The following is a 22,403-nucleotide window of genomic DNA, read 5'->3' as shown; positions in this document are numbered from 1 at the left end:
CTATCATGCCTGCGTGAGACTGCAGCAGCTGCGCTATTTCGCCACCGTGGCCGATACCCGCCATTTCACGCGGGCCGCGGAGATCCTGCATGTCGCCCAGCCATCGCTGTCCCAGCAGATCCGCACCCTGGAGCGGGAGCTGGGCGCCGAGCTGTTCCACCGCGCCCGCGGCAACATCGCCCTCACCGACGCCGGGGAGGCCCTGCTTCCGCTGGCCCGGCAGATCCTCGCCGACACCGAGACCGCCCGCCGCGAGGTGCAGGAGGTCGCCCAGCTGCGGCGCGGCCGGGTCCGGCTCGGCGCCCCGCCGAGCCTGTGCGCCAGCCTCGTCCCGGACGTGCTGCGCCGCTTCCACGACGAGTTCCCGGGCATCGAGCTGATCGTGGACGAGGGCGGCTCGCAGGACCTGGTGCGCACCCTGGCCGCGGGGGAGCTGGACCTCGCGCTGATCATCACCCCGCTGGCCGGGCAGGCCCCCGCGCTGGCCACCACCGAGCTGCTGCGCGAGGAGCTGGTCGTGGCCTCCTCGCCGGCCTCCCCGCCGCCCGTCCGGCGCCGTCACATCCGCGTCGAGGACCTGCGGGACCAGCCGCTTGTGATGTTCCGGCGCGGCTATGACCTGCGCGAGTTCACCACCTCGGCCTGCCGGGCGGCCGGCTTCGAGCCCGCCTTCTCCGTCGAGGGCGGGGAGATGGACGCGGTGCTCGGATTCGTCCGGGCCGGGCTCGGGATCGCCGTGATCCCCGGCATGGTGGCCGCCAGGTCCGGGCTGCGGGCCACACCCTTCGCGGGCCACGACATGCGGCGCACCATTTCCCTCGCGCACCGCAAGGACGTGGCGCCGCCGCGGGCGGCCCGGGAGCTGCGCCGGGTGCTGCTGGAGCACCTGCGCTCGCCGCGGGTGGGCCAGGAGCTGACCCCGGGCACCAGGCTGCTGCCGGCCGCTCCCGAATGACGGGCTGAATGAAGGGCTGAATGAAGGGCCGCGCTGGTCAGCCCCACAGGGCCCGGGCCAGCGCCGCACCGGCGAAGGCGGCGCCGAGCCCGGTGGCCACGCTCACCACCACATTCGCCACCGCGAAGCCCCGCGCGCCGTCCTCGGCCAGCCGCAGCGTCTCGTACGAGAACGTCGAGTACGTCGTCAACGCCCCGCACAGCCCCGTGCCCAGCAGCAGCCGCAGCTCGGGGGAGGCGGCCCCGGCGGTGGCGGCGCCGGTCAGCAGGCCCAGCACCGCACAGCCGATGACATTGACGGTGAAGGTGCCCCAGGGAAACACCGAATCGTGCCGGGACTGCACCGCGCGGTCGGTCAGATAGCGCAGCGGCGCGCCCACCATGCCGCCGATCACCACCAGCAGCCAGTTCACCGGGCCTCCCCGCTACCGCCGCCGTCGCCGCCGTGGTCGTTTCCACCGGGGCCCGGGGGGCGGATCACCTCGACCGGGTCGAGGACGGCCAGGCCCTCCTCGCCGAGGAGTTCCTCCAGGTCCGGCAGGAAGGCCCGGACCCGCTCCTCCGTGTCCACGATCACGATCGCGACGGGCAGATCCTCGCTCAGCGACAGCAGCCGTGAGGTGTGGACGACCGACGAAGCGCCGAACCCCTCCACCCCGCGAAAGACGCTCGCCCCCGCCAGGCCCGCCCGATGGGCGCGGTGCACGACCTCGGCGAACAGGGGCCGGTGGTGCCAGGTGTCGCTCTCGCCGACCAGGACGGTCAGCCGCAGGCCGTTCATCGCGCGCCCCCGCCGCCGGCACCGCCCGCGCCCCCGCCCGCGCCGGTCGCCTGACCGGCACCGCCGGCGCCGGTCACCCCTCCGGCACCGGCACCGGCACCGCCCGTCTCGCGCGCCCCGAACGCCCCGAACGCCCCGATGGCGCGCCGCGTCGCCGCCACCGCGGCCCACACCGCCGCCATCGCCACCACCGGAGTGGCCGCCAGGCAGGCCAGCCCGGGGACCGGGTGGCCCGTGTCCAGCAGCCGCTGGACGTCCACGGCGTACGTCGAGAAGGTGGTGAACCCGCCCAGCACCCCCGTGCCGAAGAACGGCCGGACCAGCCGGTGGGCCGCCCACACCTCGGTGATGAGCACCAGGAACACGCCGATGACCGCACAGCCGACCGCGTTGACCATGAACGTCGTCCAGGGGAACGCGCCCGTCGGCGTCGGCCACAGCAGCGACGCCCCGTACCGCGCGGCCGCCCCGGCCCCGCCGCCGACCGCCACCGCGCAGACCACCGGGCCCTGCCCGCGCCAGGCGCCGCGGCCCGGGCGCGCGCCGGCACCGGTGCCGTGCCCGGTGACCTGCTCCGCCAGCGGAGACCGTGAGCTGCCCATGGGCCTCAAGGTTACGGGGCGGCCCGCGCGGCGGCCCAGGGTGCTCCGGCCGCTGACGTGCCCCTCACGCGCGCCTCCGTGTCCCCGTGCCGCCGCCGCAGTACGTTGCCCCGGTGGCGCAGGATGATCAAGGCATTACGGGCGAAATGCGGGCATGGGTGGTGCGGAGCCCGGGCCGGCTCGACCAGGTGGAGCTGCCGGTTCCGCGGCCGGCGGCGGACGAGCTGCTGGTGCGGGTCAGGGCCTGCGGGGTGTGCCGCACCGACCTCCACGTACGCGACGGCGAGCTGCCGCCCCGCAAGACCCCCGTCGTTCCCGGCCACGAGGTGGTCGGCGAGGTGGTCGCGGCGGGACCGGCGGCCGAGGGCTTCCCGCCCGGGGCCCGGGTGGGGATCCCCTGGCTGCGCCGGACCTGCGGCCGGTGCCGCTACTGCCTCAGGGGCCGCGAGAACCTGTGCCCGTCCTCCGCGTACACCGGCTGGGACACGGACGGCGGCTACGCCGAGTACGCCACGGTCCCGGCCTCCTACGCGTACGAGCTGCCCGCCGACTACACCGACGAGGAGCTCGCCCCCCTGCTGTGCGCCGGGATCATCGGCTATCGCGCGCTGCGCCGCGCCGAGCTGCCGCCGGGCGGCCGGCTCGGCGTCTACGGCTTCGGCGGATCGGCGCACCTCACCACCCAGGTCGCGATCGGCCGCGGCGCGGTGGTCCATGTGCTGACCCGGTCGGCGGCGGCGCGCGCGCTCGCGCTGGAGCTCGGCGCGGCGTCCGCCGGCGACGCGTACGACCGGCCGCCGGAGCCGCTGGACGCGGCGATCCTCTTCGCGCCGGTGGGGGATCTGGTGCCGGTGGCCCTGGAGGCGCTGGACGCCGGCGGCACCCTGAGCGTCGCCGGGATCTACCTCTCCGACCTCCCGTCCCTGCGGTACGAGCGGCATCTCTTCCGCGAGCGCACCCTGCGCAGCGTCACGGCGAACACCCGGGAGGACGGGCGGGAGTTCCTGAACGCGGCGGCCGCCCACCGGCTCCGGGTCAGCGTGACGCCGTACCCGTTCGACCGGGCGGACGCGGCGCTGGACGACCTGGCGGCCGACCGGGTGCACGGGGTGGCGGTGCTGACGATGAACCGGGGAGCCCCCGGGGCGTCGAGCTGATCCATGTCATCGGAAGGACCCAGTAATCCCATGGACTTCGACCAGCGCGTCATCGAGGAATTCCGGGCGAACAACGGACAGGTGGGCGGCACCTTCGAAGGCGCCTCCCTGGTCCTGCTGACCACGGTCGACGCCAGGATGGGCAAGCCGCACACGACCCCCGCCGGGTATCTGCGCGACGGAGACCGCTATCTGGTCTTCGGCTCCCCCGCCGGCCGCCCCCGGCCCCCGGACTGGTACCAGGACATCCTCGCCGACCCGCATCTCACCGTCGAACTCGGCACCGAGGAGGGCGCCGTCAAGCCGTTCGCGGCGCGGGCGGTGGTGCTGGAGGGCGAGGAGCGCGACCGCTGCTGGGAGCTGCGGCGCTCGCGCGACCCGGGCTTCCGCGCGCACGCCGGGCAGACCGAGCAGGCCGAGCGGCCGGTACCGGTCGTCGCCCTCCACCTGCTCGACCTCGCCGGCAACCCGGAGCGCAATCGGATGATCGGCCAACAGCTGATCCTCCACCACCGCGACCTGCGCGCCGAGCTCCACCGCGCCCGCGCCGCGATCGACCGGGCGCTCGCCGGTGAGCCCGCCCCGGAGCCGGAGGCCGACCTCGCCGCCGGGATGCGGCGGCACTGCCTGACCTTCTGCTACGCGCTGCGGGCCCATCACCTCCAGGAGGAGGGCACCTTCACCGCCTTCGAGAAGCAGTTCCCGCACCTGGTCCCCGCCGTCACCCGGCTGCGGCGGGAACACGCGGTGGTGGAGCGGGCCCTGGCGGAGTTCGAGGCCCTGGTGGGCGGGGGCACCGAGGGGCTGCCCGGCGACCCCGCCGACGCGGAGAAGCTCCGCGCCGAGCTGGACCGGCTGGTCACGGGCCTGGAGGAGCACTTCGCGTACGAGGAGCGGCACCTGCTGCCCGCCCTGGGCACGCCCCTTCCCTCCTGACGCCCCCGCCGCGAGCGCGGGCGCGCCCCGGGATAACTTTGCCTCGAAGACGAGCACGGAGATGAACAGACGAACGCGCGGGGCCGTGAGGGGGCAGGGGTGTCAACGGAGCGCGAGCCGGCGTCCGGCCGGGAGCCGGGCCTGACCTCGGACGAGGCGATCCGGGCCATGCTCCTGCTGATGCCGCGCGTCGCCGCCCGCCTCAAGCGCACGAAGATCCCCGAGCGGCTGCGCTCCTTCCAACTGGCCCCCCGGCATCTGTCGCTGCTGTCCTATCTGCTGTTCGACGGCCCGATGCCGGTCAACGAGCTGGCCACCCGCCTGGAGGTCGCCCCCACCACGGTCAGCCTGATGGTCAGCGACCTCAGCCGGCAGGGCGTCCTGGAGCGCCACACCGACCCCGCCGACCGCAGGCGCGCCATCGTCGCCATCACGGAGGACGAGGAGACCCGCTCCGCCATCGAGAGCTGGCTCGCCCACGGCGCGAACGCCTGGCGCAAGGCCTTCGAACCGCTCACCCCCGAGCAGCGCGCCATGTTCGTCCGGACCATCGAGACGTACGAGAGCGGGGCCTCCGGCGCGGCCGACTGACCCCGCCGGCCGTCGGCCGCCGTCGGCCGCAGCAGGGATGCCCGAGGTCAAGGGCGGCCGCGGTGACTTTGCCTTCGCCCACTCGGCCACACCAGTCGGGACTGGCGGCGGGATTCGAACCCGCGAGGATGTGATCCAGAAGTATCCGCTGCCTGCGCACCGGGCACCCCGCAATGCTGCGTGTCCCTGGCCGGGGAAGGCCCGCCTGGACATCCCCACACTAGCCGCCCGCGCCGCCGGCGCCGACTGGGTATTCCCCGGCACGGTCCTTATGGCGCGTGAATGTCGACGAAGACCAGATAGACGCCGTACAGCGCGGACAGGGCGGCGGCCGTGCTCAGCAGGGTGAGCCGGACGCCGCCGGAGCGGACCCGGGCCAGGCCTGCCGCGAGCGGCAGCAGCAGGGGGAAGGCGGGCAGCAGGAACCGGGCCCGGACGCCGAAGAACGCCGAGTCGCCCACGGCGATCACCAGCAGTCCCAGGCTGTAGACGACCAGCGGCAGGGGCTGGCGGTGGGCCACCGTCAGGGCGCAGAGGAACGCGCCGGCGCACAGGACGAGCGCCACGACCACCGTGGCGAGCGGCGCCGAGGCGGGGTGGAGGCAGATGTGCCACAGCTCGCGGGCCGTGCTGACGCCCCCGTCGAACCGGGAGTGCCACAGCCTCTGGACGGCGAAGTAACCGTCCCAGCGATCCACCCGGGCGCCCACCCACGCGATGAAGCCCAGCCAGCCCAGCGGGGCGATCGCCGCCCCCAGACACGGCCGCCACCACTCCTCCGTCGACCCCCACCACCCCTCCGCCGATCCCCACCACTCCTCCGTCGGCCCCGGCGCCACCCGCCGCCCCCGCGCCCGCACCGACGCCGCGACGGCCGCGGTGACGGCCGCCGCGACGACCGCGGCCACCAGGGCCACCGCGGTGGGCCTGGTCAGCCCCGCAAGCGAGCACAGCGCGCCGGCCCGGATCCAGCGGCGGGTCAGCACCGCGTACAGCGACCAGGCGGCCAGGGCGGTGAACAGCGCCTCCGTATAGGCCAGGCTCTCGACGACGGCGTGCGGCAGCGCGCCCCACACCACCGCGGCCAGCACTCCGGTGCGCCGGCCGTGACACCAGGCGGCGACGGCGAAGATCCCCCAGGCGGCGGCCAGGGAGGCGACCCAGGCGATGAGCAGCGCGGCGCTCGGGAAGCCCAGCGGTGTCACGGCGCGCACCAGCCGGATCAGCGCCGGGTACAGCGGGAAGAACGCCAGGTTGGAGTAGGCGTCCCCGGTGTGCGCGCCGGCCCCCGGGCTCGGCAGGCCGTGGTCGTATCCGGCCGCCGCGACCTCGGTGTACTGCTGGGCGTCCCACAGCGTCGCCATTCTCTCCGCCGCCGGTCGCCCGCTCCGGTGACCCCAGGAGAAGAGCACCGCCACCCCGATGACCCGCACCGCCGCGAAACCCAGCAGCGCGGGGGCCGCCTCACGGGCGGCCGCGCGCAAGCGGCGGAGTCGCGCGGGCACGGCTGCCCCTTGTGGTCATGCCGTCACCGTAGGCAAGCTCCGCCGGTCCCACGCGCGGGACTCGGCCGTCCGGACCAGTGGGTGCCGGGCGCGCGCGGGGCTCGCCGGCGGGGCCGACCATGCGACACCCCTTCCTCTACGGGCGTAGAGGGAGGGGTGGGAGGCGCCCCCGGCAGGACTCGAACCTGCGGCCAAGTGCTTAGAAGGCACCTGCTCTATCCACTGAGCTACGGGGGCCGGACGGTGGTCACGCAACTGCTGAGCCCCCGGGTGCCCGCGGTTCCGACGGTGCGTGGCCGTGGTGCCGGTGGCCGGGCGCGGCGGATCCGTGACCTTGCCGGGGACAAGGATAGGGCTCCAGGTGCCTCGCCCCGGTTGCTTCACCTCCGTGGCACGTTGTGGAGGTTCGGTGAAGCGGTTAGATAATCGCAGGGAGGTGCGAATCCCGCATCGTTTTTCACGCCCCAAAGAGCGGGTGTTGTCTACTCGTTATGCCCGAGCCCCGGTCGTCACGTCCGCCCCTTGCTCAATCTGGGGTAATCCGGGTGGGTCTGTTTGACGCGCAGGAGTGAGCATACGCTTCAAAAAGAGATCAAAAGCGGGCATTCTTCACCCGTGGCGATCTTGGACGTACGGCCCCGACTGCTCGACGCACTGACCGCACTGCGCGCCCGTGTCGATGCCGCACGGTTTCCGCTCCCCCTCCCCGGCGCCGACCGCGCCCGGCGCGGCCGCGCCGAGCTGCTCGCCCAACTGGACGACTACCTCGTGCCCCGGTTGCGCGCCCCCGAAGCCCCCTTGCTGGCCGTCATCGGCGGCTCCACCGGCGCCGGCAAATCCACGCTCGTCAATTCGCTGGTCGGCCGCCGCGTCACCGAAGCCGGAGTGCTGCGCCCGACCACCCGCACCCCGGTGCTCGTCTGCCACCCCGACGACCGCCAGTGGTTCGCCGGGCAGCGGGTGCTGCCCCAGCTCACCCGGGTGTGGGTGCCCGCCCAGGGCGAGCGGACCGACGGCGGATACGAGGAGGAGGCGTACCCGGCGGCGTACGGGACGACCGCGTACGGGCCGGGGGACAGGGGCGCGCGGGCGGCCGGCGAGGAGGGCGGGGCGGCGGGCGCGCTGCGCGTCGAGACCGACCCGGGGCTCGCGCGCGGCCTCGCGCTCCTCGACGCCCCCGACATCGACTCCCTCGTCGCCCGCAATCGCGACCTCGCCGCCGAGCTGATCTGCGCGGCCGACATCTGGGTGCTGGTGACCACCGCCACCCGCTACGCCGACGCCGTGCCCTGGCACCTGCTGCGGACCGCCAAGGAGTACGACGTCACCCTCGTCACCGTCCTCGACCGGGTGCCCCACCAGGTCGCCGCCGAGGTCTCCCACCAGTACGCGGCCCTGCTCACGGCGGCCGGTCTCGGCGAGGTGCCCCGCTTCACCATCCCCGAGCTCCCCGAGTCGGCCGGCGGCGGCAGCGGGCTGCTGCCCGGCACGGCCGTCGCCGCCCTGCGCGACTGGCTCACCCGGCACGCCCAGGACCCGGCCGCCCGCCACGCCGCCGCCGAGCGGACCGCCGCCGGGGTGATCGCCTCGCTCCGCGCCCGGATGCCCGCGCTGGCCGGCGCGGCGGCCGCCCAGCACGCGGCGGCCGTGCGGCTGGTCCAGCATGTCGAGGGCGCGTACCAGGAGGCGGCCGAGCGGATGCGGCGCGAACTGGCCGCAGGGGCGGCGCTCGCGGGGGGCGCGCTCACCCACTGGCACGGCCGGCCCTACGACAGCACACCCGAGGAACTCCTCACCGCCCTCGCCGACTCCCTCGCCACCCTGCTGCGCAGCGTCACCGCCGCCGCCGACGAGCGGATCGCGGAGGCGGGCCGGCGCGACCCCGCCGCGCGCGCCGGGCTCGCGCCGTGCGACGCGCGCGGCGCCGGGGAGCGGATCGGCGTGGCCGTACGGCGCTGGCGGCGCTGTGTCGAGGAGCTCGCCGAGGAGGAGGTGGCCCAGCGGGCCGCCGAGGGCGGCTCCGGCTGCGCGCCCGACGAGGCCGCCGCGCTGCTTGTGGCCTCCCTCATCGGCGGGCGCCGCACCCGTACGGCGGGCGAGCGGCTCGCCGAGACGCTGGGCGCGCAGGGGGCGCTGCGCCTGCGCGACCGGGGCCGGCGGCTGCTCGACGACTGCGTCGGGCGGGTGCTGGCGGCCGAGCGGGACCGGCGGCTGGCCCCGCTGGACGCCCTCGATGTGACCCCGGACCACCAGGTCCGGCTGATCGCCGCGCTGTCCGTGCTGCAGAAGGAGAGGTGACGGTGGTGACGGCCACTGCGACGTCCGGGCCGGAAGGCGCCCCCTCGGGTGCTGCCGACGCGCCGCCCCGGCAGGCGTCCCGGCAGACCTGGGACGACGGCCTGATCGCGCGGCGGGTAAGGCACCGGCGCCCCGGACCGGCGGCCGCCGCCCCGGCGGGGGAGCGGGGGCCGGAGCCCCCCTGTGGGGAAGAGGACGACGGCGGGCCCGCTCAGGGGCACGGCGGCGGGGCCTATGCCGAGGGGTACGGCACGGGTCACGGCGGCGGGGCGTACGGCCACGGCGCCGGGGCGTACGGCCACGGCGCCGGGGCGCTGCGCGAGCCGTGCGCGCCGGTCTACGAGGCGTACGAGCCGTACGAGCCCGGCGGGCGCGGCTTCGTCACCGGGACGCTGCGCCCCCGCCTCGACGCCCTGCGCGAGCTGGTGGGGCTGTCCCGCACCCGGCTGGACGGGCGCACCCTCGGCGAGGCCGGGCGGGTGCTCGACGAGGCCGTCGCGCGCGGGCGGCACCCGCTCGGCCACACCGTCGTGGCCCTCGCCGGGGCCACCGGAAGCGGCAAGTCCACGCTCTTCAACGCCCTGGCCGGCGCGTATCTGTCCGAGGCCGGGATCCGCCGCCCCACGACCGCCGCGCCGCTCGCCTGCGCGTGGACCGACCACGCCGACGGCCTGCTCGACCGGCTGGACATCCCGCACCGGGACCGCCGCCGCCCCGCCTATCCGTACGACCCGACGCTGCGCGGGCTGGTGCTGCTCGACCTGCCCGACCACGACTCGGCGGCCCCGGGCCACCGCGAGCGGGTGGACCGGCTGCTGGGGCTGGTCGACGCGGTGGTGTGGGTGGTGGACCCGGAGAAGTACGCGGACGCGGTGCTGCACGAGCGCTATCTGCGCCCGCTGGCCGGATACGCCGAGGTGACTTTCGTCGTGCTCAACCAGGTGGACCGGCTCCCGGGCGAGGCCGCCGACCAGGTGCTGGACGACCTGCGGCGGCTGCTGGACGAGGACGGGCTCGCGCTCGGCGAGCACGGGGAGCCCGGGGCGACCGTCCTGGCGCTGTCCGCGCTGACCGGCTCGGGCGTCGGCCAGCTGCGGGAGGCGCTGGGCCGGCTCGCGGCCGAGTGCGGGGCGGCGGAGCGGCGGCTGGCGGCGGACGTGGACGGCGTGATGGAGCGGCTGCGCCCGCAGTACGTGGCGGACGGGGCGCCGGTCGGCTTCTCCGCGCGGGCCCGCGCGGAGTTCGAGGACCGGCTGGCGGACGCGGCGGGCGCGGTGGCGGCCGGGCAGGCGGCGGAGCGCGCCTGGCTGCGGGACGCGCGGTGGGCGTGCGGGACGCCGTGGGGACGGCTGAGGCAGCTGAGACGGGCGGGGGCCGTCTGGTCCTGGGAGCGGGACGTGGAGGCTGCGGGGAGCGGGGGCGGGGCCGGGCGGGAGATCCCGGGGGCGAGGGCGAAGGCGGCGGCGGTGCCCGCGGTCACCGCCCGGCCCGCGGTGGAGGAGGCGGTGCGGGCCTTGGCGGACGAGGCGACGGAGGGGCTGCCCGCGCCCTGGGCGCAGGCCGTCCGGGAGGCGGCGGCGTGGGGCGGCAAGGGGCTGCCGGACGCGGTGGACGAGGCGGTGGCCGCGTCGGCGGACCGGCGGCTGTCCCGGCCGGCGTGGTGGTCGGTGGTGGCGGCGGCGCAGGCCGCGCTGGCGGGGGTGCAGCTGCTGGGGGTGGCGTGCCTGCTGGCGGTGGTGGCGGGGGTGTTCGGCGGCCCGGCCTGGTGGGTGGCCGCGGTGCCGGCCGCGGTGGCCGGGGCGGGCGGGCCGGCGCTGGCCTGGGCGTGCGGGCTCGCGGCCCGGGGGCCGGCGCGGCGGTACGGGCTGGCGGCGGAGCGGCGGCTTCGGGAGGCGGCCGCGGAGTGCGGGCGGGCGCGGGTGCTGGAGCCGGTGGCGGCGGAGCTGGCGCGCTATCGGGAGGTGCGGAAGCAGTACGTCATCGCGGCGGGGGGAGCGCCCGGCTACTCACCCGGGCGGGGCAGCGGGTTGTCCACAACCGGGGAGTAGTCCACAGGCCCCGGCGGGCTTCCGCGAACGCGTGCAGCATAAAGGCGGAAGGACGCGGGAGCGCGGTGAAGCGACGGGGGAGGCGGCGCGGTTGAACGAGACGTGGGTGACGGTGGTGGGCAATGCCGCCACACGGCCGGACTACTGGGAGACGGCGGCCGGGGTGGCGGTGGCCCGGTTCCGGCTGGCGGTGACGGCGCGCCGCTGGGACCGGGCGCGGGAGGCGTGGCTGGACGCGTACACCAGCTTCTACACGGTCTGGACCTGGCGACACCTCGCGGTCAATGTGGCCGCGTCGGTCTCGCTCGGCGAACCGCTTGTCGTGCACGGGACGTTACGGGTGCGGGAGCGCTCGAGCGAGGGGCAGGGCGGATGGCCCGGCGAGCGGCCGGCGGAGCGGGCGGGCGAGCGGCGGGTGCCCGGCGCGGGGGAGGGGGCCGGGGAGCCGCGTCGGGAGGACCCCGGCGGGGCCAGGCGGTGGATCACCGCGGACATCGACGCGGTGGCGGTCGGCCACGATCTGGCGCGCGGCACCTCCGCGTTCCGCAGGGTCTCGCGGGCTAAACCTCTTTTAAACGCACCGAGTGGGGCAACCTCCCCGTGATCCCCGGAGATTTATCGATAAAGCCAGGTCAGCGGCCCGGTGTGATGAGATAACGATTTCGATTCGGATCGGTTGGGCCGTGACATTCCTGGGGATCGCGAGGCGCGATCTCCTTAGGATCCCTGGTGCCAACGGGGGCTCCTGAGTTCTGAGTTCGCCGGCGAGGCGCACCCACAGATCGGCGCTCGCCCGAAGGGGAAACCATGATTTCTGTAACGAGGCGGGGCTCCGCTCGCCTTGCAGCCGCTGTCCTGGCCTCCGGCCTGGTCGCCGCGGGTGCGATAGCCACGGCCGGCGTCGCCGCCGCGGACGAGGCCCCTCCGAGCCAGGGCGGCGCCACCGCCACGCTGAGCGGTCTCAAGACCTTCGACAGGGCGGTCATCCACGACAAGGGCAAGGACCAGCGCGTCGGCGCGGGCCTGTTCGAGATGGCGGTCGACAACGGCGGCACCATCCAGACGTACTGCATCGACCTCCACAACCCGACGCAGAGCAAGGCCAAGTACGAGGAGAAGCCCTGGAGCGCCACCTCGCTGGCGCACAACGCCGAGGCCGGCAAGATCAACTGGATCCTGCAGAACTCCTACCCGCAGGTCAACGACCTGTCCGCGCTCGCCGCCAAGGCCAACTCCGGCCCCCTGACGGAGAAGACCGCGGCCGCCGGCACCCAGGTCGCCATCTGGCGCTTCTCGGACGGCGCGGACGTCGACGCGGTCGACCCCGCGGCCCAGAAGCTGGCCGACTACCTCGAGAAGAGCGCGCAGAGCCTCCAGGAGCCCAAGGCGTCGCTCAGCCTGGACCCGCCCGCGGTCTCCGGCAAGTCCGGTGAGCGCCTGGGGCCGATCAAGGTCCACACCAACGCGGACAGCGTCACGGTCACCCCGGGCGACACCGCCTCCTCCGGCGTCAAGGTCGTCGACAAGGACGGCAAGACGATCACCAGCGCCACCGACGGCAGCGAGCTGTACTTCGACGTGCCGGCCGGCGCCGCCGACGGCAGCGCCACGCTGACCGCCCAGGCCGCCACCAAGGTCCCGGTCGGCCGCGCGTTCGCCAGCGCCACCAAGAGCCAGACCCAGATCCTGGCCGGCTCCAGCGAGTCCACCGTCTCCGCCACCGCCACCGCGGACTGGGCGAAGAAGGGCCCGATCCCGGCCCTGTCCGCCGAGAAGAACTGCGCCAAGGGCGGCGTGGACATCACGGCGACGAACAAGGGCGACGAGGCGTTCAGCTTCGAGCTCCTCGGTGAGAAGCACACCGTCGAGGCCGGCAAGTCCGAGACCATCACCGCCCCGGTGAAGGAGGACCAGGCCTACAAGTTCACGATCACCGGTCCGAACGGCTTCGAGAAGACCTTCTCCGGCGTCCTCGACTGCAAGACCGCCAGCACCGGCGGCGGCAGCGGTGACCAGACCCCGTCCTCCCAGCCGAGCCCGGCCTCGGCCGGCGGCGGCAGCGCCGACAGCACCAGCGGCGGCGACCTGGCCGAGACCGGCAGCAGCAGCAACACCCCGATCATCGCGGGTGTGGCCGTGGCCCTCGTGGTGATCGGCGGCGGCGCGGTCTTCCTCGTCCGCAAGAAGAAGGCGACCGCGACCGGTGAGTGATCGCTGACCGGATGTAATCGCCGAACGGGCCGGGGCCTCGCCAAGAGGCTCCGGCCCTTTCTCGTGCGGATTCTCGTGCGGATTCGCGCACGGATTCGCGTACAGAGGGGAAGCGCGGGGGTGGAAAGCGGGGGGAATCGGGCCGGGCCCGGGCCGAGGCGGGGCCGAGGGGCAACGAGTTTCCGTCGCGAGCTTGGCGTACGGCAAGATGGGGTGTATCCGATGACGCGGCGCGGCCGCATACCGACCCCACGCGGCGACCTTCGTGGTAGGGCCGGATTTCGATACCTACGATTGCCGGACGGTTTCTCTTGGCTGAGTACATCTACACCATGCGCAAGACGCGCAAGGCTCACGGCGACAAGGTGATCCTCGACGATGTCACGCTGAGCTTCCTGCCCGGCGCCAAGATCGGTGTCGTGGGTCCCAACGGCGCCGGTAAGTCGACGGTGCTGAAGATCATGGCCGGCCTGGAGCAGCCGTCCAACGGTGACGCCTTCCTCTCTCCCGGATACAGCGTCGGCATCCTGCTCCAGGAGCCCCCGCTGGACGAGTCCAAGACCGTCCTGGAGAACGTCCAGGACGGCGTGGCGGAGATCAAGGGCAAGCTCGACCGCTTCAACGAGATCGCCGAGCAGATGGCGACCGACTACTCCGACGCGCTGCTCGAGGAGATGGGCAAGCTCCAGGAGGAACTGGACCACGCCAACGCCTGGGACCTGGACGCCCAGCTCGAGCAGGCGATGGACGCCCTCGGCTGCCCGCCCGGCGACTGGCCGGTCACCACCCTCTCCGGTGGTGAGAAGCGCCGCGTCGCCCTGTGCAAGCTGCTGCTGGAGGCGCCCGACCTGCTGCTGCTCGACGAGCCCACCAACCACCTGGACGCCGAGTCCGTGCAGTGGCTGGAGCAGCACCTCGCCAAGTACGCCGGCACCGTCGTCGCGATCACCCACGACCGGTACTTCCTGGACAACGTCGCCGAGTGGATCCTCGAGCTGGACCGCGGCCGCGCCATCGGCTACCAGGGCAACTACTCCACCTACCTGGAGACCAAGCAGACCCGGCTGAAGGTCGAGGGCCAGAAGGACGCCAAGCGCGCCAAGCGGCTCAAGGAAGAGCTGGACTGGGTCCGCTCCAACGCCAAGGGCCGCCAGGCCAAGTCCAAGGCGCGACTGGCCCGTTACGAGGAGATGGCCGCCGAGGCGGAGAAGACCCGGAAGCTGGACTTCGAGGAGATCCAGATCCCGCCGGGTCCGCGCCTGGGCAATGTCGTGGTCGAGGTGGAGAACCTCTCCAAGGCGTTCGGCGAGAAGGTCCTCATCGACGACCTCTCCTTCACCCTGCCGCGCAACGGCATCGTCGGCGTCATCGGCCCCAACGGCGCGGGCAAGACCACGCTGTTCAAGATGATCCAGGGCCTGGAGACCCCCGACGCGGGCAACATCAAGGTCGGCGAGACGGTCAAGATCTCCTACGTCGACCAGACCCGCTCCAACATCGACCCCAAGAAGACGCTGTGGGCCGTCGTCTCGGACGAGCTGGACTACATCAACGTCGGCCAGGTCGAGATGCCCTCCCGCGCCTATGTGTCCGCGTTCGGCTTCAAGGGCCCGGACCAGCAGAAGCCGGCCGGGGTGCTCTCCGGCGGTGAGCGCAACCGCCTCAACCTCGCACTCACCCTCAAGCAGGGCGGCAACCTGCTGCTCCTCGACGAGCCGACCAACGACCTCGACGTCGAGACCCTCTCCTCCCTGGAGAACGCGCTGCTGGAGTTCCCCGGCTGTGCCGTGGTCGTCTCCCACGACCGCTGGTTCCTCGACCGCGTCGCGACGCACATCCTCGCGTACGAGGGCGACTCCAAGTGGTTCTGGTTCGAGGGCAACTTCGAGGCGTACGAGAAGAACAAGGTCGAGCGCCTCGGCCCGGACGCGGCCCGTCCGCACCGCGCCACGTACAAGAAGCTGACCCGGGGCTGATCATGGCCCGCCACACCTACCCCTGCCCCCTGCGCTGGGCCGACATGGACGCGTTCGGCCACGTCAACAACGTGGTCTACCTCCGCTATCTGGAGGAGGCGCGCGTGGACTTCATCTGGCGGCTGGCGCCGGGGGGCGGCAGCGACGCGTTCACCGGCGGCGTGGTGGTGGCCCGGCACGAGATCAGCTATCTCAGGCCGCTCGTCCACCGGCACGCGCCGGTGACCATCGAGCTGTGGGTGTCGAAGATCGGCGCGGCGTACGTCACGCTCGATTACGAGGTCAAGGACGAGGACGCCGTGTACGCGCGGGCCTCCACCACGATCGTCCCCTACGACCTGGAGCGTGGCCGGCCGCGCCGCCTCACCTCCGAGGAGGAGGGCTTCCTGGCGAAGTACCAGGAGAACGAGCCCTCCGGACGCGACGAGCAGCCCGAGGGGGCCATGGCCGTATGACGGGGCAGGGGGAGGAGCTGCGCTTCGCCGACCCCAGGGAGGCGGCGGACCTCGCCGCCTTCCTGGCGAGGCTGATCCACTACGACCGGGCCGCGGCGGTGCGGATCCAGGCGGGCGGCGGAGTGCTCGCCGTCTTCGGCCGCCCGCCGTCCTTCGAGGTGCTCGCCATCCGTACGGCGCGGCTCGCGGCCGACACCGTGCTGGACACGACGGTCTCGGCCGGGCAGTTCGCGGACGTGCTCGACGCGGGGGCGCGGCGCGCGGCCGACGGCGCCACTGAGGCGGCCCCGGTCCCGGCGGCCCCCGCCGGCGCACCGGCCACCGCCCCGGCCGTCGCCGTGCCCGAGCCGGTCACCGGCCCGCCGTGGGCCGGACTGCTGCCGCCGCGCGCCGGCTGGCGCCGGGTGCCCGGCCTGCCGGGCGTGGACGAGGTGCGCGCGGCGGTCGCCGCCGCGGTCGCCGAGTTCCGGACCCGGGACGCGGCGCTGCCCGAAGAGCGGCGCACCCGCGCCGAGCGGGATCGCATCGGCCGCGAGATCTGGTCCCGGACGCTCGGCGGGACCGGCCTCCCCCTGCGCGCGGTCCACGCCGCGCAGTCGCTGGGCTTCCTGCGCCCCACCCGGACCCCGACGCCGGTCGCCGCTGCCGTGGCGGCCGTCCCGTCGGGCCCCGGCACGACGGAACTCGCCCCCGAACCCGAGCAGCTCGCGCTGCTCGCCGCGGGCGGCTGGCTGCGGCTGCGCACGCCGTACGGCTCGATAGCGGTGCGCAAGACGGGGCTGACGGGCCTCTCCGGCCTCTCGGTGACGCCTGCCTGACCGCGCCTCGCCCCCTTGACGGGCCCCGGCCGTCCCCGGCCGGGGCCCGTACCTCGCGGTCTCAGCCGGCGGTGTTGACCATGGACGCGGCCGCGTAGGTCATGTACTCCCACAGCTGCCGCTCGAGCTCCGGCGCCAGCCCCAGCTCGTCCACGGCCACGCGCATATGGCGCAGCCAGGCGTCGTGGGCCGCGCGGTTCACGGTGAAGGGCGCGTGGCGCATGCGCAGCCTGGGGTGGCCGCGGTTCTCGCTGTAGGTGCGGGGGCCGCCCCAGTACTGCATGAGGAAGAGCCTCAGCCGCTCCTCGGCCGGGCCCAGGTCCTCCTCGGGATACATGGGCCGCAGCAGCGGGTCCTCCGCCACGCCCTGGTAGAAGCGGTGCACCAGGCGCCGGAAGGTCTCCTCGCCGCCGACCTGTTCGTAGAAGGTCTGCTCCTGAAGCGTGCCGCGCGGATTCTCAGTCACCCCTCCATGCTCTCAGACTGTGTTTCATGGCGGCTCGCCTCCGGGGCGCCTCAGTCCCTGTCGACGGTCGACCGTGCTCGGCTGCTCGTTCCTCGCAGCCTCCGCGCGCTCTCCCTTTCGACAGGGCCGCGCCCCTTCGGCTCGCTCGCCGTGTTTCATAGCGGCTGAGGAGAACTCCGGGCGTAGGTCGCGGTCGGGGCGCGGGCGCAGGACAGTGGAGTCATGGGCAGCGCGCGCACGAGCAGGCGCGGCGCGGACGGCACGGACCGGACCGCCGATCCGTACGCCGCGACGGCCGCGACGCTGAGGGCCGCCCTCGTCCGGGAGATCGTCGCGGACGGCGGGCTGACCGACCCGGCTTGGCGGGCGGCCTTCGAGGAGGTGCCGCGCCATCTGTTCGTCCCCCACTACTACGAGGCGGGCGGGCCGGGACCGCCGGGCGGGGCGGGGGCCTACGAGCGGCTGGGGCGGCACGACCCCGATCCGGCGCGGCGGGCGCGCTGGCTGGCCGGGGTGTACGCCGACGCGCCCCTGGCGACGCGGGTGCGCGACGGCGAACTCGTCTCCTCCAGCAGCCAGCCCTCGCTGATGGCGCGGATGCTGGAGGGCCTGGAGGCGCGGGAGGGGAACCGGGTGCTGGAGATCGGCACGGGCACCGGCTACAACGCGGCGCTGCTCGCCCACCGACTCGGCGACGGCCTGGTCACCACCGTCGACATCGACCCGGACATCACCGAGACCGCCCGCGACCACCTGGACGTCGCCGGTTACCACCCGGCGGTCGTCACCGGCGACGGGGCGCTCGGCGCCCCCTCGCACGCCCCCTTCGACCGGATCCTCGCCACCTGCGCCGTGACCTGGCTGCCGCCCGCCTGGCTGGCCCAGAGCCGGGCCGGTGGGCTGATCCTCGCGCCGCTCGCCACCGGGCTGGTCGCGCTGCGGGTCGCCGACGCCCGGCACGGGCAGGGGCGCTTCCTGGCCACCCCCGCGTACTTCGTCCCGCTGCGCGGCAGCGAGCCCCCGCCCCCGGTCCGCACCCAGGGCCTGCCGAGCCGGCCGCTGCTGGACGACTCCTTCCGTTTCCTGCTCAATGTGGTCAATGCCCGGATGGACTCGCTGGAGGCCCTCGCGCTGTGGGAGCACGAGGACCGGCCGGGGCGGGAGCGCTACGGCGTGACGGTGCGCGAGGGGCGGCAGTGGGCGTGGCTGGACGACCCGGAGGGTCCGTACGCCTGGCCGCTGGGACCCGCCGCCCGCACCGAGATGGGGCTTTTCTGACGCGGGCCCGAGCCCGGGCTCCCCGATGGCCCGGCCCAGGGGTGGGGTGTGGCCGGTGGCGGGCGATCGGCCGACGTCGGCCCGCCGCCCGCCACCGGCTCCGCGGCTGTCATTCCCGGCCGCTGCCCGCGGCCGTGAGCCCCGGCCGCTGTCCCCGGCAGCTATCCCCGGCGCACGGTGATCGTCGTCCAGGCACCGACGTGGACGCGGTCGCCGTCCTGGAGGGGGACCGGGACGTACGGCTGGATCGGCTCCTCGGCGCCGTTGATGGTGGTGCCGTTCGTCGAGTCCTGGTCGACGACGGCCCAGCCACCGTCGGGCTGCTGGACGAGGACCGCGTGCTGGTGGGAGACCCCCGGGTCCTCCGGCGGGCGCGCCAGGTCGATGTCGGGCGACTCGCCGGTGCTGTGGCGGCGGCGGCCGATGGTGATCTGCTGCCCGGTGAGCGGGAGCTGCTGCTCGGGGGAGTAGGCCGGGAGGTTCAGGCCGGCCGCCTCCGGGCCGCTGCGGTTCATCATGGCCATGAAGTACTCACGGTCGGGGGCGACGACCGCGACCCAGTTCCCGGGGCCGCCGGGGCCGGGGACGCCCGGGGCACCGCCGCCCTGGGTGAAGTGGGCGGGCGGCCCCTGATGCGGCGGCCCCTGTGGGGGTCCCTGATGCGGTCCCTGGGGCGGCGGCCCCTGCGGCGGTGCCTGATGCTGCGGAGGCCCCTGATGCGGTCCGGGCGCCGGGGCGCCCGGACCGCCCGGGAAGGGCTGGCCGTGCGGCTGCGGCGCTCCGTACGGCGACGGGGGCGCGGGGGCGTTCGGCGGGGCTCCGGCCCCGGCGGCGTTCGGCGGCGGCAGCGTCCAGTCGTCGTCGGCGAGGGCCGGGCCCGGGGGCCGCTGCGCCCAGTCGTCCTCGCCGAAGGCCGGGCCCGGGGGCCGCTGGGAGGGCGGGGCGTAGTCAGGGGTTCCGTACGGACCCTGGGGCGGGTACGGCTGGGGCTGCGGCGGCTGGAAGCCGCCGGGCCCGGGCGGGGGCGGCGGGGCGTACGAGGTGGGCGACTGGGTCAGGAAGTTGTAGCGGCACTCCTCGCAGAAGGGCGCCTGCGCCTCGCGGGGCGTACGGCACTGGGGGCACAGCTCCGCCTGGAAGGTCGAGTCCGGCGACTGCGGGCCGGGCGCGGGGTAGCCGTAGCCCCCGGGCGCGCCTTGGGGCCCCGGGGCGCCGGGCGGGCCGGGGAATCCGGGAGGGCCGCCCGGCCCGCCCGGGCCGGGCATCGGCGGCGGAGGCGGGGGGACGGCGCCCGAGGGCACGGGCGTCCCCGACATCCGGTGGCCACACACCTCGCACCAGTCGTCGGCCGCCGATTGGTGGCCGTTAGGGCAGGTCGGCATGTCGGTGTTCCCCCTCTTGTGCCGTTCTTGGCATGTGCTGCCGTTTTGTGCGCTTGTTGCGTTACTGCTTGTTACTTCTTGACGCGAACTGTCTTGGTGGAGCGCGTCTCGAGAGTCATCTCATCCGCCTCCGCGACCTTCGCCTTCAGTCGCACAGTACCCGTCGCCACGTCGACGACGTCCACCACCTTCGCAAGCAGTTTCGCCGTGTCCGCGTTCCCCGAGGCGCTCGCCAGCTGGACGGCACGTCCCAACCGCGCCGTGGCTCCTTCCACATCGCCCGCTTTGCGGGCATCCATCCCTTCTTGGATGGCCTGTGCCAGTTCGGCCTGGCCCGTGTAGTGCGCGACCTGCGGATTCATCGCGGTCGAGGCGGCGGCGTCATCCGTCCACACCGCCCGGACCAGCCCCTGGGCGAGGGTGGCCGGCAGTCCGCCGGCGGGCCGCGGCAGGACGAGGGAGACGCGGGCGGCCAGCATCTCCTGCCCGACCTCGGCCGCCGGCACCCGCACACACAGGTGGTAGTCGCGGGACTCGTCGCCCCACGAGCCCGTCGGATAGTCGCCCGCGCGCGCCCCGGCCTCGGCGCGCCGGCCGGTCAGGTCCTCCACCGCGGGCGCCACCTGCTTGAGGAACACCACCTCGGCGCCCACCGGCGTCCACACCCGCAGGCCGACGTCCGCGACCTCCTTGCCCATCACGGCCTCCATCATCCCGGTGAAGTCCGCGGTCAGCGCGGCCAGATCGGAGGGGTCGGCCACGATGTCGGCCGTGCCGAGCAGCGCGGAGGCGATGCCGGTGACCTCCTTGACCTCCCAGTCGGTGCCCACCCCGCGCGCGTCGCAGGTGAAGCGGCCCGCGCAGGCGTCCAGCGCGGCCCGCAGCTCGGCCGGCTCCTCGTGCTCGTCGCGGCCGTCGGTGAGCAGGATGCCGTGCCGGATCGGCGCCTCGGCCGTCGCCAGCAGCCGGTCGGCCAGGCGCAGCCAGGTGCCGATCGCGGTGCCGCCGCCGGCGCTCAGCCGGCGCAGCGCCTCCTTGGCCCGGGCCCGGGTGGCCGGGTCGGCCGTGGCCAGCCTGCCCCCGCCCGGGAAGACCTCCTCGGCCCGGTGGGTGCCGGCGACCACGGCGAAGGCGACGCCGTCGCGGAGCGTGTCGATCGCGGCGGCGGTCGCCTTCCGCGCATGGCGGATCTTCGTCGGCGGACAGTCCATGGAGCCGGAGCAGTCGACCATGATGACCACGGCCGCGCGGGGGGACGGATTGCTTGCTCGGTCCCGGACCGGGGCGGGTGCCGGGGCCGCGGGGAGGGGCAGGCCCCCGGTGGTGCCGCCGCCCGTGGAGGTGACCGTGACGATCGCGTTCACCTCGCGACCCCCCTCGGGGAGGTACTCGTTCTGGGAGACCTCGACCGAGAACCGGGGGACCGTGGACTTGGCGAAGTTGGCCATCAGATCCGCTCCTTGGCGCTTCCGCCGGCACTCACCGGAGGATCAGCCGGATCCTGCCCTGCCCGGCTCCGCGGGGAACGGCAGCACGGCCACTGTTACGTTGTCGTGGCCGCCGCCCTCCAGGGCGTGACCGACCAGGGCGCGAGCGCTGTGCATCGGCCGGGTGCGGGCGTCCGGCGGCACCGCGCGCGCCATCTCCTGCGCCGATTCGGCGTAGTTCCACAGCCCGTCGGTGCACACCACCACCACGCCCGGCCGGTCCGGCTTGAAGGACGCGGTGTGCGGGTCCAGTTCATAGGCGTCCGCGCCGAGCCAGCCGGTGATGGCGTGGGCCCGCTCGTCCGCGTAAGCCTCCGCCTCGGACATCAGACCTGCCGCCACCATCTGGGCCGCCCAGGAGTCGTCCTCGGTGAGCCGGGCGGGCGGGGCCGAGCGGTCGTCGGGCACCCAGTAGGCGCGGCTGTCGCCGATCCAGCCGACGGTGAGGATGCCGGGGGTGACCACCGCGCTGACGATGGTGCAGGCCGGCGCGTTCTGCTGGCGCTGGTGGGGGTCGTCGTGCGGGCCGGCCCCGCCGGGCTCCGCCGCCAGGGAGTTGACCGCCTCGGAGGCGGCGATGATCGCCTCGTTCATCGCCTGCTGGGGGTGGGTGCCGCGGGGGAGGGAGGCGAGCAGTGACCGGCCGGCGGCGTGGGCGGCGGCCGCGGAGGCGTCGTCGGGGCGGGTCGCCGAGGAGACGCCGTCGCAGACGACGGCGAGGACGGCCGGTGAGCCGTCGGGCAGCGCGGCGGCGGACACGGCGAACGCGTCCTCGTTGCGGTGGTGGCGCAGGCCGCGGTCGCTGGCCGCCGCGACACCCGCCAGTTCCCGCTCCATGTGGTCGCGGTCCCGGGGCTGGGCGTGGCCGCAGGAGTCGCAGTAGCCGTCGTGGTCGATGGTGCCCTCCTGGCACACGGCGCACCGGCGGCCGCCGCCGCCCGCCGGCCGGGGGTACGCCCCGCCGCCGCTGTTCGTATCACTGTCCGTCGGAATACCCGGAATACACGGAATGCTCGGAACACCCGGGTTGCTCAACGTGCCCGCGGTGGCCTGAGCGCCCGGGGCACCGAGCTCGGCCGCGGCCCGCGGGTCGGCCCCCGGGGGCCCCGCATCGGGTGCGGCGGCGTACGGGGCGGCCGGTGCCGGTGGGGCTGCCGGGGCCGGCGGGGCTGGCGGTGCCGGTGGGGCCGGCGGTGCCGGTGGGGTGGCGGGGGCGGGCGGTGCGTCCCAGACGGCCCCGGCCGGCGGAGCGGGGGGAGCGGGGGGACCCGGCGGGGCGGGCCGGGCGGCCTGGGCGGGGGCCGGGAGGGGGTAGTCCTCCGGCTCCTCCCGCCTGGCCCGCGCCGTCCCGCTCACCGGCGGCGCCGGATGACCCACGGCCACTTCGGGGGCCGGTGGGACCGGTGGGGCCGGTGGGACCAGCGGGTGGGACCAGCGGGGCCGGTGGGGTCGGCGGGG

At 74.8% G+C, this 22,403-nt stretch carries 20 protein-coding genes and 1 tRNA gene; 12 read left to right on the top strand and 9 right to left on the bottom strand.

Annotation, left to right across the window (positions count from 1 at the left end; translation table 11 throughout):
• Positions 1 to 13 precede the first annotated feature (13 nt).
• Complete coding sequence (locus BBH68_RS06000) at positions 14 to 955, top strand: LysR family transcriptional regulator (protein WP_065959456.1); 942 nt, start codon at positions 14 to 16, stop codon at positions 953 to 955.
• A 37-nt stretch (positions 956 to 992) separates the two neighbouring features.
• Here the strand turns inward: BBH68_RS06000 and crcB are convergent, their stop codons facing one another.
• The 3 genes from crcB to BBH68_RS05985 are packed head-to-tail and all read right to left on the bottom strand — an operon-like array spanning position 993 to position 2,337.
• Positions 993 to 1,367, bottom strand: coding sequence for a fluoride efflux transporter CrcB (crcB, locus tag BBH68_RS05995; protein WP_065959455.1), 375 nt, complete (start codon positions 1,365 to 1,367; stop codon positions 993 to 995).
• Entirely contained in the window at positions 1,364 to 1,735 is a 372-nt protein-coding gene (locus BBH68_RS05990) for a DUF190 domain-containing protein (protein ID WP_065959453.1), read from the bottom strand. Before BBH68_RS05990 ends, crcB begins: the two co-directional genes overlap by 4 nt.
• Positions 1,732 to 2,337, bottom strand: coding sequence for a fluoride efflux transporter FluC (locus tag BBH68_RS05985; protein WP_065959452.1), 606 nt, complete (start codon positions 2,335 to 2,337; stop codon positions 1,732 to 1,734). Before BBH68_RS05985 ends, BBH68_RS05990 begins: the two co-directional genes overlap by 4 nt.
• 146 nt (positions 2,338 to 2,483) lie before the next feature.
• Between BBH68_RS05985 and BBH68_RS05980 the strand changes: the two genes are divergently transcribed.
• From BBH68_RS05980 to BBH68_RS05970, 3 genes are all read left to right on the top strand, one after another.
• Positions 2,484 to 3,494 (top strand): zinc-binding alcohol dehydrogenase family protein, encoded by a 1,011-nt coding sequence (locus BBH68_RS05980; RefSeq protein WP_065959448.1) that lies wholly within the window; start codon positions 2,484 to 2,486, stop codon positions 3,492 to 3,494.
• 30 nt (positions 3,495 to 3,524) lie between these two features.
• The gene (locus BBH68_RS05975; protein WP_065959446.1) at positions 3,525 to 4,430 is read left to right on the top strand and encodes a nitroreductase/quinone reductase family protein; all 906 of its coding nucleotides are present in this window, start codon (positions 3,525 to 3,527) and stop codon (positions 4,428 to 4,430) included.
• A gap of 99 nt (positions 4,431 to 4,529) precedes the next feature.
• A complete protein-coding gene (locus tag BBH68_RS05970) occupies positions 4,530 to 5,021 on the top strand; it encodes a MarR family winged helix-turn-helix transcriptional regulator (protein ID WP_245737912.1) in 492 nt (163 codons plus the stop codon).
• A 269-nt stretch (positions 5,022 to 5,290) separates the two neighbouring features.
• Here BBH68_RS05970 and BBH68_RS05965 read toward each other — a convergent pair whose 3' ends face one another.
• Entirely contained in the window at positions 5,291 to 6,526 is a 1,236-nt protein-coding gene (locus BBH68_RS05965) for a hypothetical protein (protein WP_076972125.1), read from the bottom strand.
• A gap of 164 nt (positions 6,527 to 6,690) precedes the next feature.
• A tRNA-Arg gene (locus BBH68_RS05960) sits at positions 6,691 to 6,763 on the bottom strand.
• A 387-nt stretch (positions 6,764 to 7,150) separates the two neighbouring features.
• Between BBH68_RS05960 and BBH68_RS05955 the strand changes: the two genes are divergently transcribed.
• From BBH68_RS05955 to BBH68_RS05925, 7 genes are all read left to right on the top strand, one after another.
• Entirely contained in the window at positions 7,151 to 8,824 is a 1,674-nt protein-coding gene (locus BBH68_RS05955; protein ID WP_065959499.1) for a GTPase domain-containing protein, read from the top strand.
• Positions 8,821 to 10,872: a GTPase gene (locus tag BBH68_RS05950; RefSeq protein WP_065959444.1), complete on the top strand. Its 2,052-nt coding sequence runs from the start codon at positions 8,821 to 8,823 to the stop codon at positions 10,870 to 10,872. Before BBH68_RS05955 ends, BBH68_RS05950 begins: the two co-directional genes overlap by 4 nt.
• Positions 10,873 to 10,963: 91 nt before the next feature.
• The gene (locus tag BBH68_RS05945) at positions 10,964 to 11,476 is read left to right on the top strand and encodes a single-stranded DNA-binding protein (RefSeq protein WP_065959442.1); all 513 of its coding nucleotides are present in this window, start codon (positions 10,964 to 10,966) and stop codon (positions 11,474 to 11,476) included.
• Positions 11,477 to 11,679: 203 nt separating this feature from the next.
• On the top strand, positions 11,680 to 13,083 hold the full coding sequence (locus BBH68_RS05940; protein WP_065959441.1) for a Cys-Gln thioester bond-forming surface protein: 1,404 nt from the start codon (positions 11,680 to 11,682) through the stop codon (positions 13,081 to 13,083).
• A gap of 311 nt (positions 13,084 to 13,394) precedes the next feature.
• Positions 13,395 to 15,059 (top strand): energy-dependent translational throttle protein EttA, encoded by a 1,665-nt coding sequence (gene ettA / locus BBH68_RS05935; RefSeq protein WP_065959439.1) that lies wholly within the window; start codon positions 13,395 to 13,397, stop codon positions 15,057 to 15,059.
• Between the two features lie 2 nt (positions 15,060 to 15,061).
• The gene (locus BBH68_RS05930; protein ID WP_065959437.1) at positions 15,062 to 15,514 is read left to right on the top strand and encodes an acyl-CoA thioesterase; all 453 of its coding nucleotides are present in this window, start codon (positions 15,062 to 15,064) and stop codon (positions 15,512 to 15,514) included.
• Positions 15,511 to 16,332: a DUF8185 domain-containing protein gene (locus BBH68_RS05925; RefSeq protein WP_065959435.1), complete on the top strand. Its 822-nt coding sequence runs from the start codon at positions 15,511 to 15,513 to the stop codon at positions 16,330 to 16,332. The genes BBH68_RS05930 and BBH68_RS05925 overlap by 4 nt, the downstream gene beginning before the upstream one ends.
• A 61-nt stretch (positions 16,333 to 16,393) precedes the next feature.
• Here the strand turns inward: BBH68_RS05925 and BBH68_RS05920 are convergent, their stop codons facing one another.
• Complete coding sequence (locus BBH68_RS05920; RefSeq protein ID WP_065959433.1) at positions 16,394 to 16,798, bottom strand: globin; 405 nt, start codon at positions 16,796 to 16,798, stop codon at positions 16,394 to 16,396.
• 222 nt (positions 16,799 to 17,020) lie between these two features.
• Between BBH68_RS05920 and BBH68_RS05915 the strand changes: the two genes are divergently transcribed.
• Positions 17,021 to 18,076 (top strand): methyltransferase domain-containing protein, encoded by a 1,056-nt coding sequence (locus BBH68_RS05915; RefSeq protein ID WP_065959430.1) that lies wholly within the window; start codon positions 17,021 to 17,023, stop codon positions 18,074 to 18,076.
• Positions 18,077 to 18,237: 161 nt separating this feature from the next.
• Here the strand turns inward: BBH68_RS05915 and BBH68_RS05910 are convergent, their stop codons facing one another.
• The 3 genes from BBH68_RS05910 to BBH68_RS05900 form a co-directional block, all read right to left on the bottom strand.
• The gene (locus BBH68_RS05910; RefSeq protein ID WP_065959428.1) at positions 18,238 to 19,458 is read right to left on the bottom strand and encodes an FHA domain-containing protein; all 1,221 of its coding nucleotides are present in this window, start codon (positions 19,456 to 19,458) and stop codon (positions 18,238 to 18,240) included.
• Between the two features lie 71 nt (positions 19,459 to 19,529).
• Positions 19,530 to 20,906 carry a VWA domain-containing protein gene (locus BBH68_RS05905; RefSeq protein WP_065959426.1) on the bottom strand — a complete coding sequence of 459 codons (1,377 nt, stop codon included), beginning with the start codon at positions 20,904 to 20,906 and terminating at the stop codon, positions 19,530 to 19,532.
• Between the two features lie 42 nt (positions 20,907 to 20,948).
• Complete coding sequence (locus tag BBH68_RS05900) at positions 20,949 to 22,328, bottom strand: PP2C family protein-serine/threonine phosphatase (RefSeq protein WP_425428778.1); 1,380 nt, start codon at positions 22,326 to 22,328, stop codon at positions 20,949 to 20,951.
• Between the last annotated feature and the right edge of the window lie 75 nt (positions 22,329 to 22,403).

Origin of the sequence: Streptomyces sparsogenes (assembly GCF_001704635.1) — a bacterium.
In the GTDB taxonomy this organism is placed as follows: domain Bacteria; phylum Actinomycetota; class Actinomycetes; order Streptomycetales; family Streptomycetaceae; genus Streptomyces; species Streptomyces sparsogenes.
This window is presented reverse-complemented; position numbering and strand designations above follow the sequence as displayed.

What these genes read in the sequence shown, in the direction of transcription:
- BBH68_RS05990 (WP_065959453.1), bottom strand. Translation starts at nt 1,735, where the DNA reads ATGAACGGCCTGCGGCTGACCGTCCTGGTCGGCGAGAGCGACACCTGG.
- BBH68_RS05985 (WP_065959452.1), bottom strand. Translation starts at nt 2,337, where the DNA reads ATGGGCAGCTCACGGTCTCCGCTGGCGGAGCAGGTCACCGGGCACGGC.
- BBH68_RS05980 (WP_065959448.1), top strand. Translation starts at nt 2,484, where the DNA reads ATGCGGGCATGGGTGGTGCGGAGCCCGGGCCGGCTCGACCAGGTGGAG.
- BBH68_RS05975 (WP_065959446.1), top strand. Translation starts at nt 3,525, where the DNA reads ATGGACTTCGACCAGCGCGTCATCGAGGAATTCCGGGCGAACAACGGA.
- BBH68_RS05940 (WP_065959441.1), top strand. Translation starts at nt 11,680, where the DNA reads ATGATTTCTGTAACGAGGCGGGGCTCCGCTCGCCTTGCAGCCGCTGTC.
- BBH68_RS05930 (WP_065959437.1), top strand. Translation starts at nt 15,062, where the DNA reads ATGGCCCGCCACACCTACCCCTGCCCCCTGCGCTGGGCCGACATGGAC.
- BBH68_RS05925 (WP_065959435.1), top strand. Translation starts at nt 15,511, where the DNA reads ATGACGGGGCAGGGGGAGGAGCTGCGCTTCGCCGACCCCAGGGAGGCG.
- BBH68_RS05915 (WP_065959430.1), top strand. Translation starts at nt 17,021, where the DNA reads ATGGGCAGCGCGCGCACGAGCAGGCGCGGCGCGGACGGCACGGACCGG.
- BBH68_RS05910 (WP_065959428.1), bottom strand. Translation starts at nt 19,458, where the DNA reads ATGCCGACCTGCCCTAACGGCCACCAATCGGCGGCCGACGACTGGTGC.
- BBH68_RS05905 (WP_065959426.1), bottom strand. Translation starts at nt 20,906, where the DNA reads ATGGCCAACTTCGCCAAGTCCACGGTCCCCCGGTTCTCGGTCGAGGTC.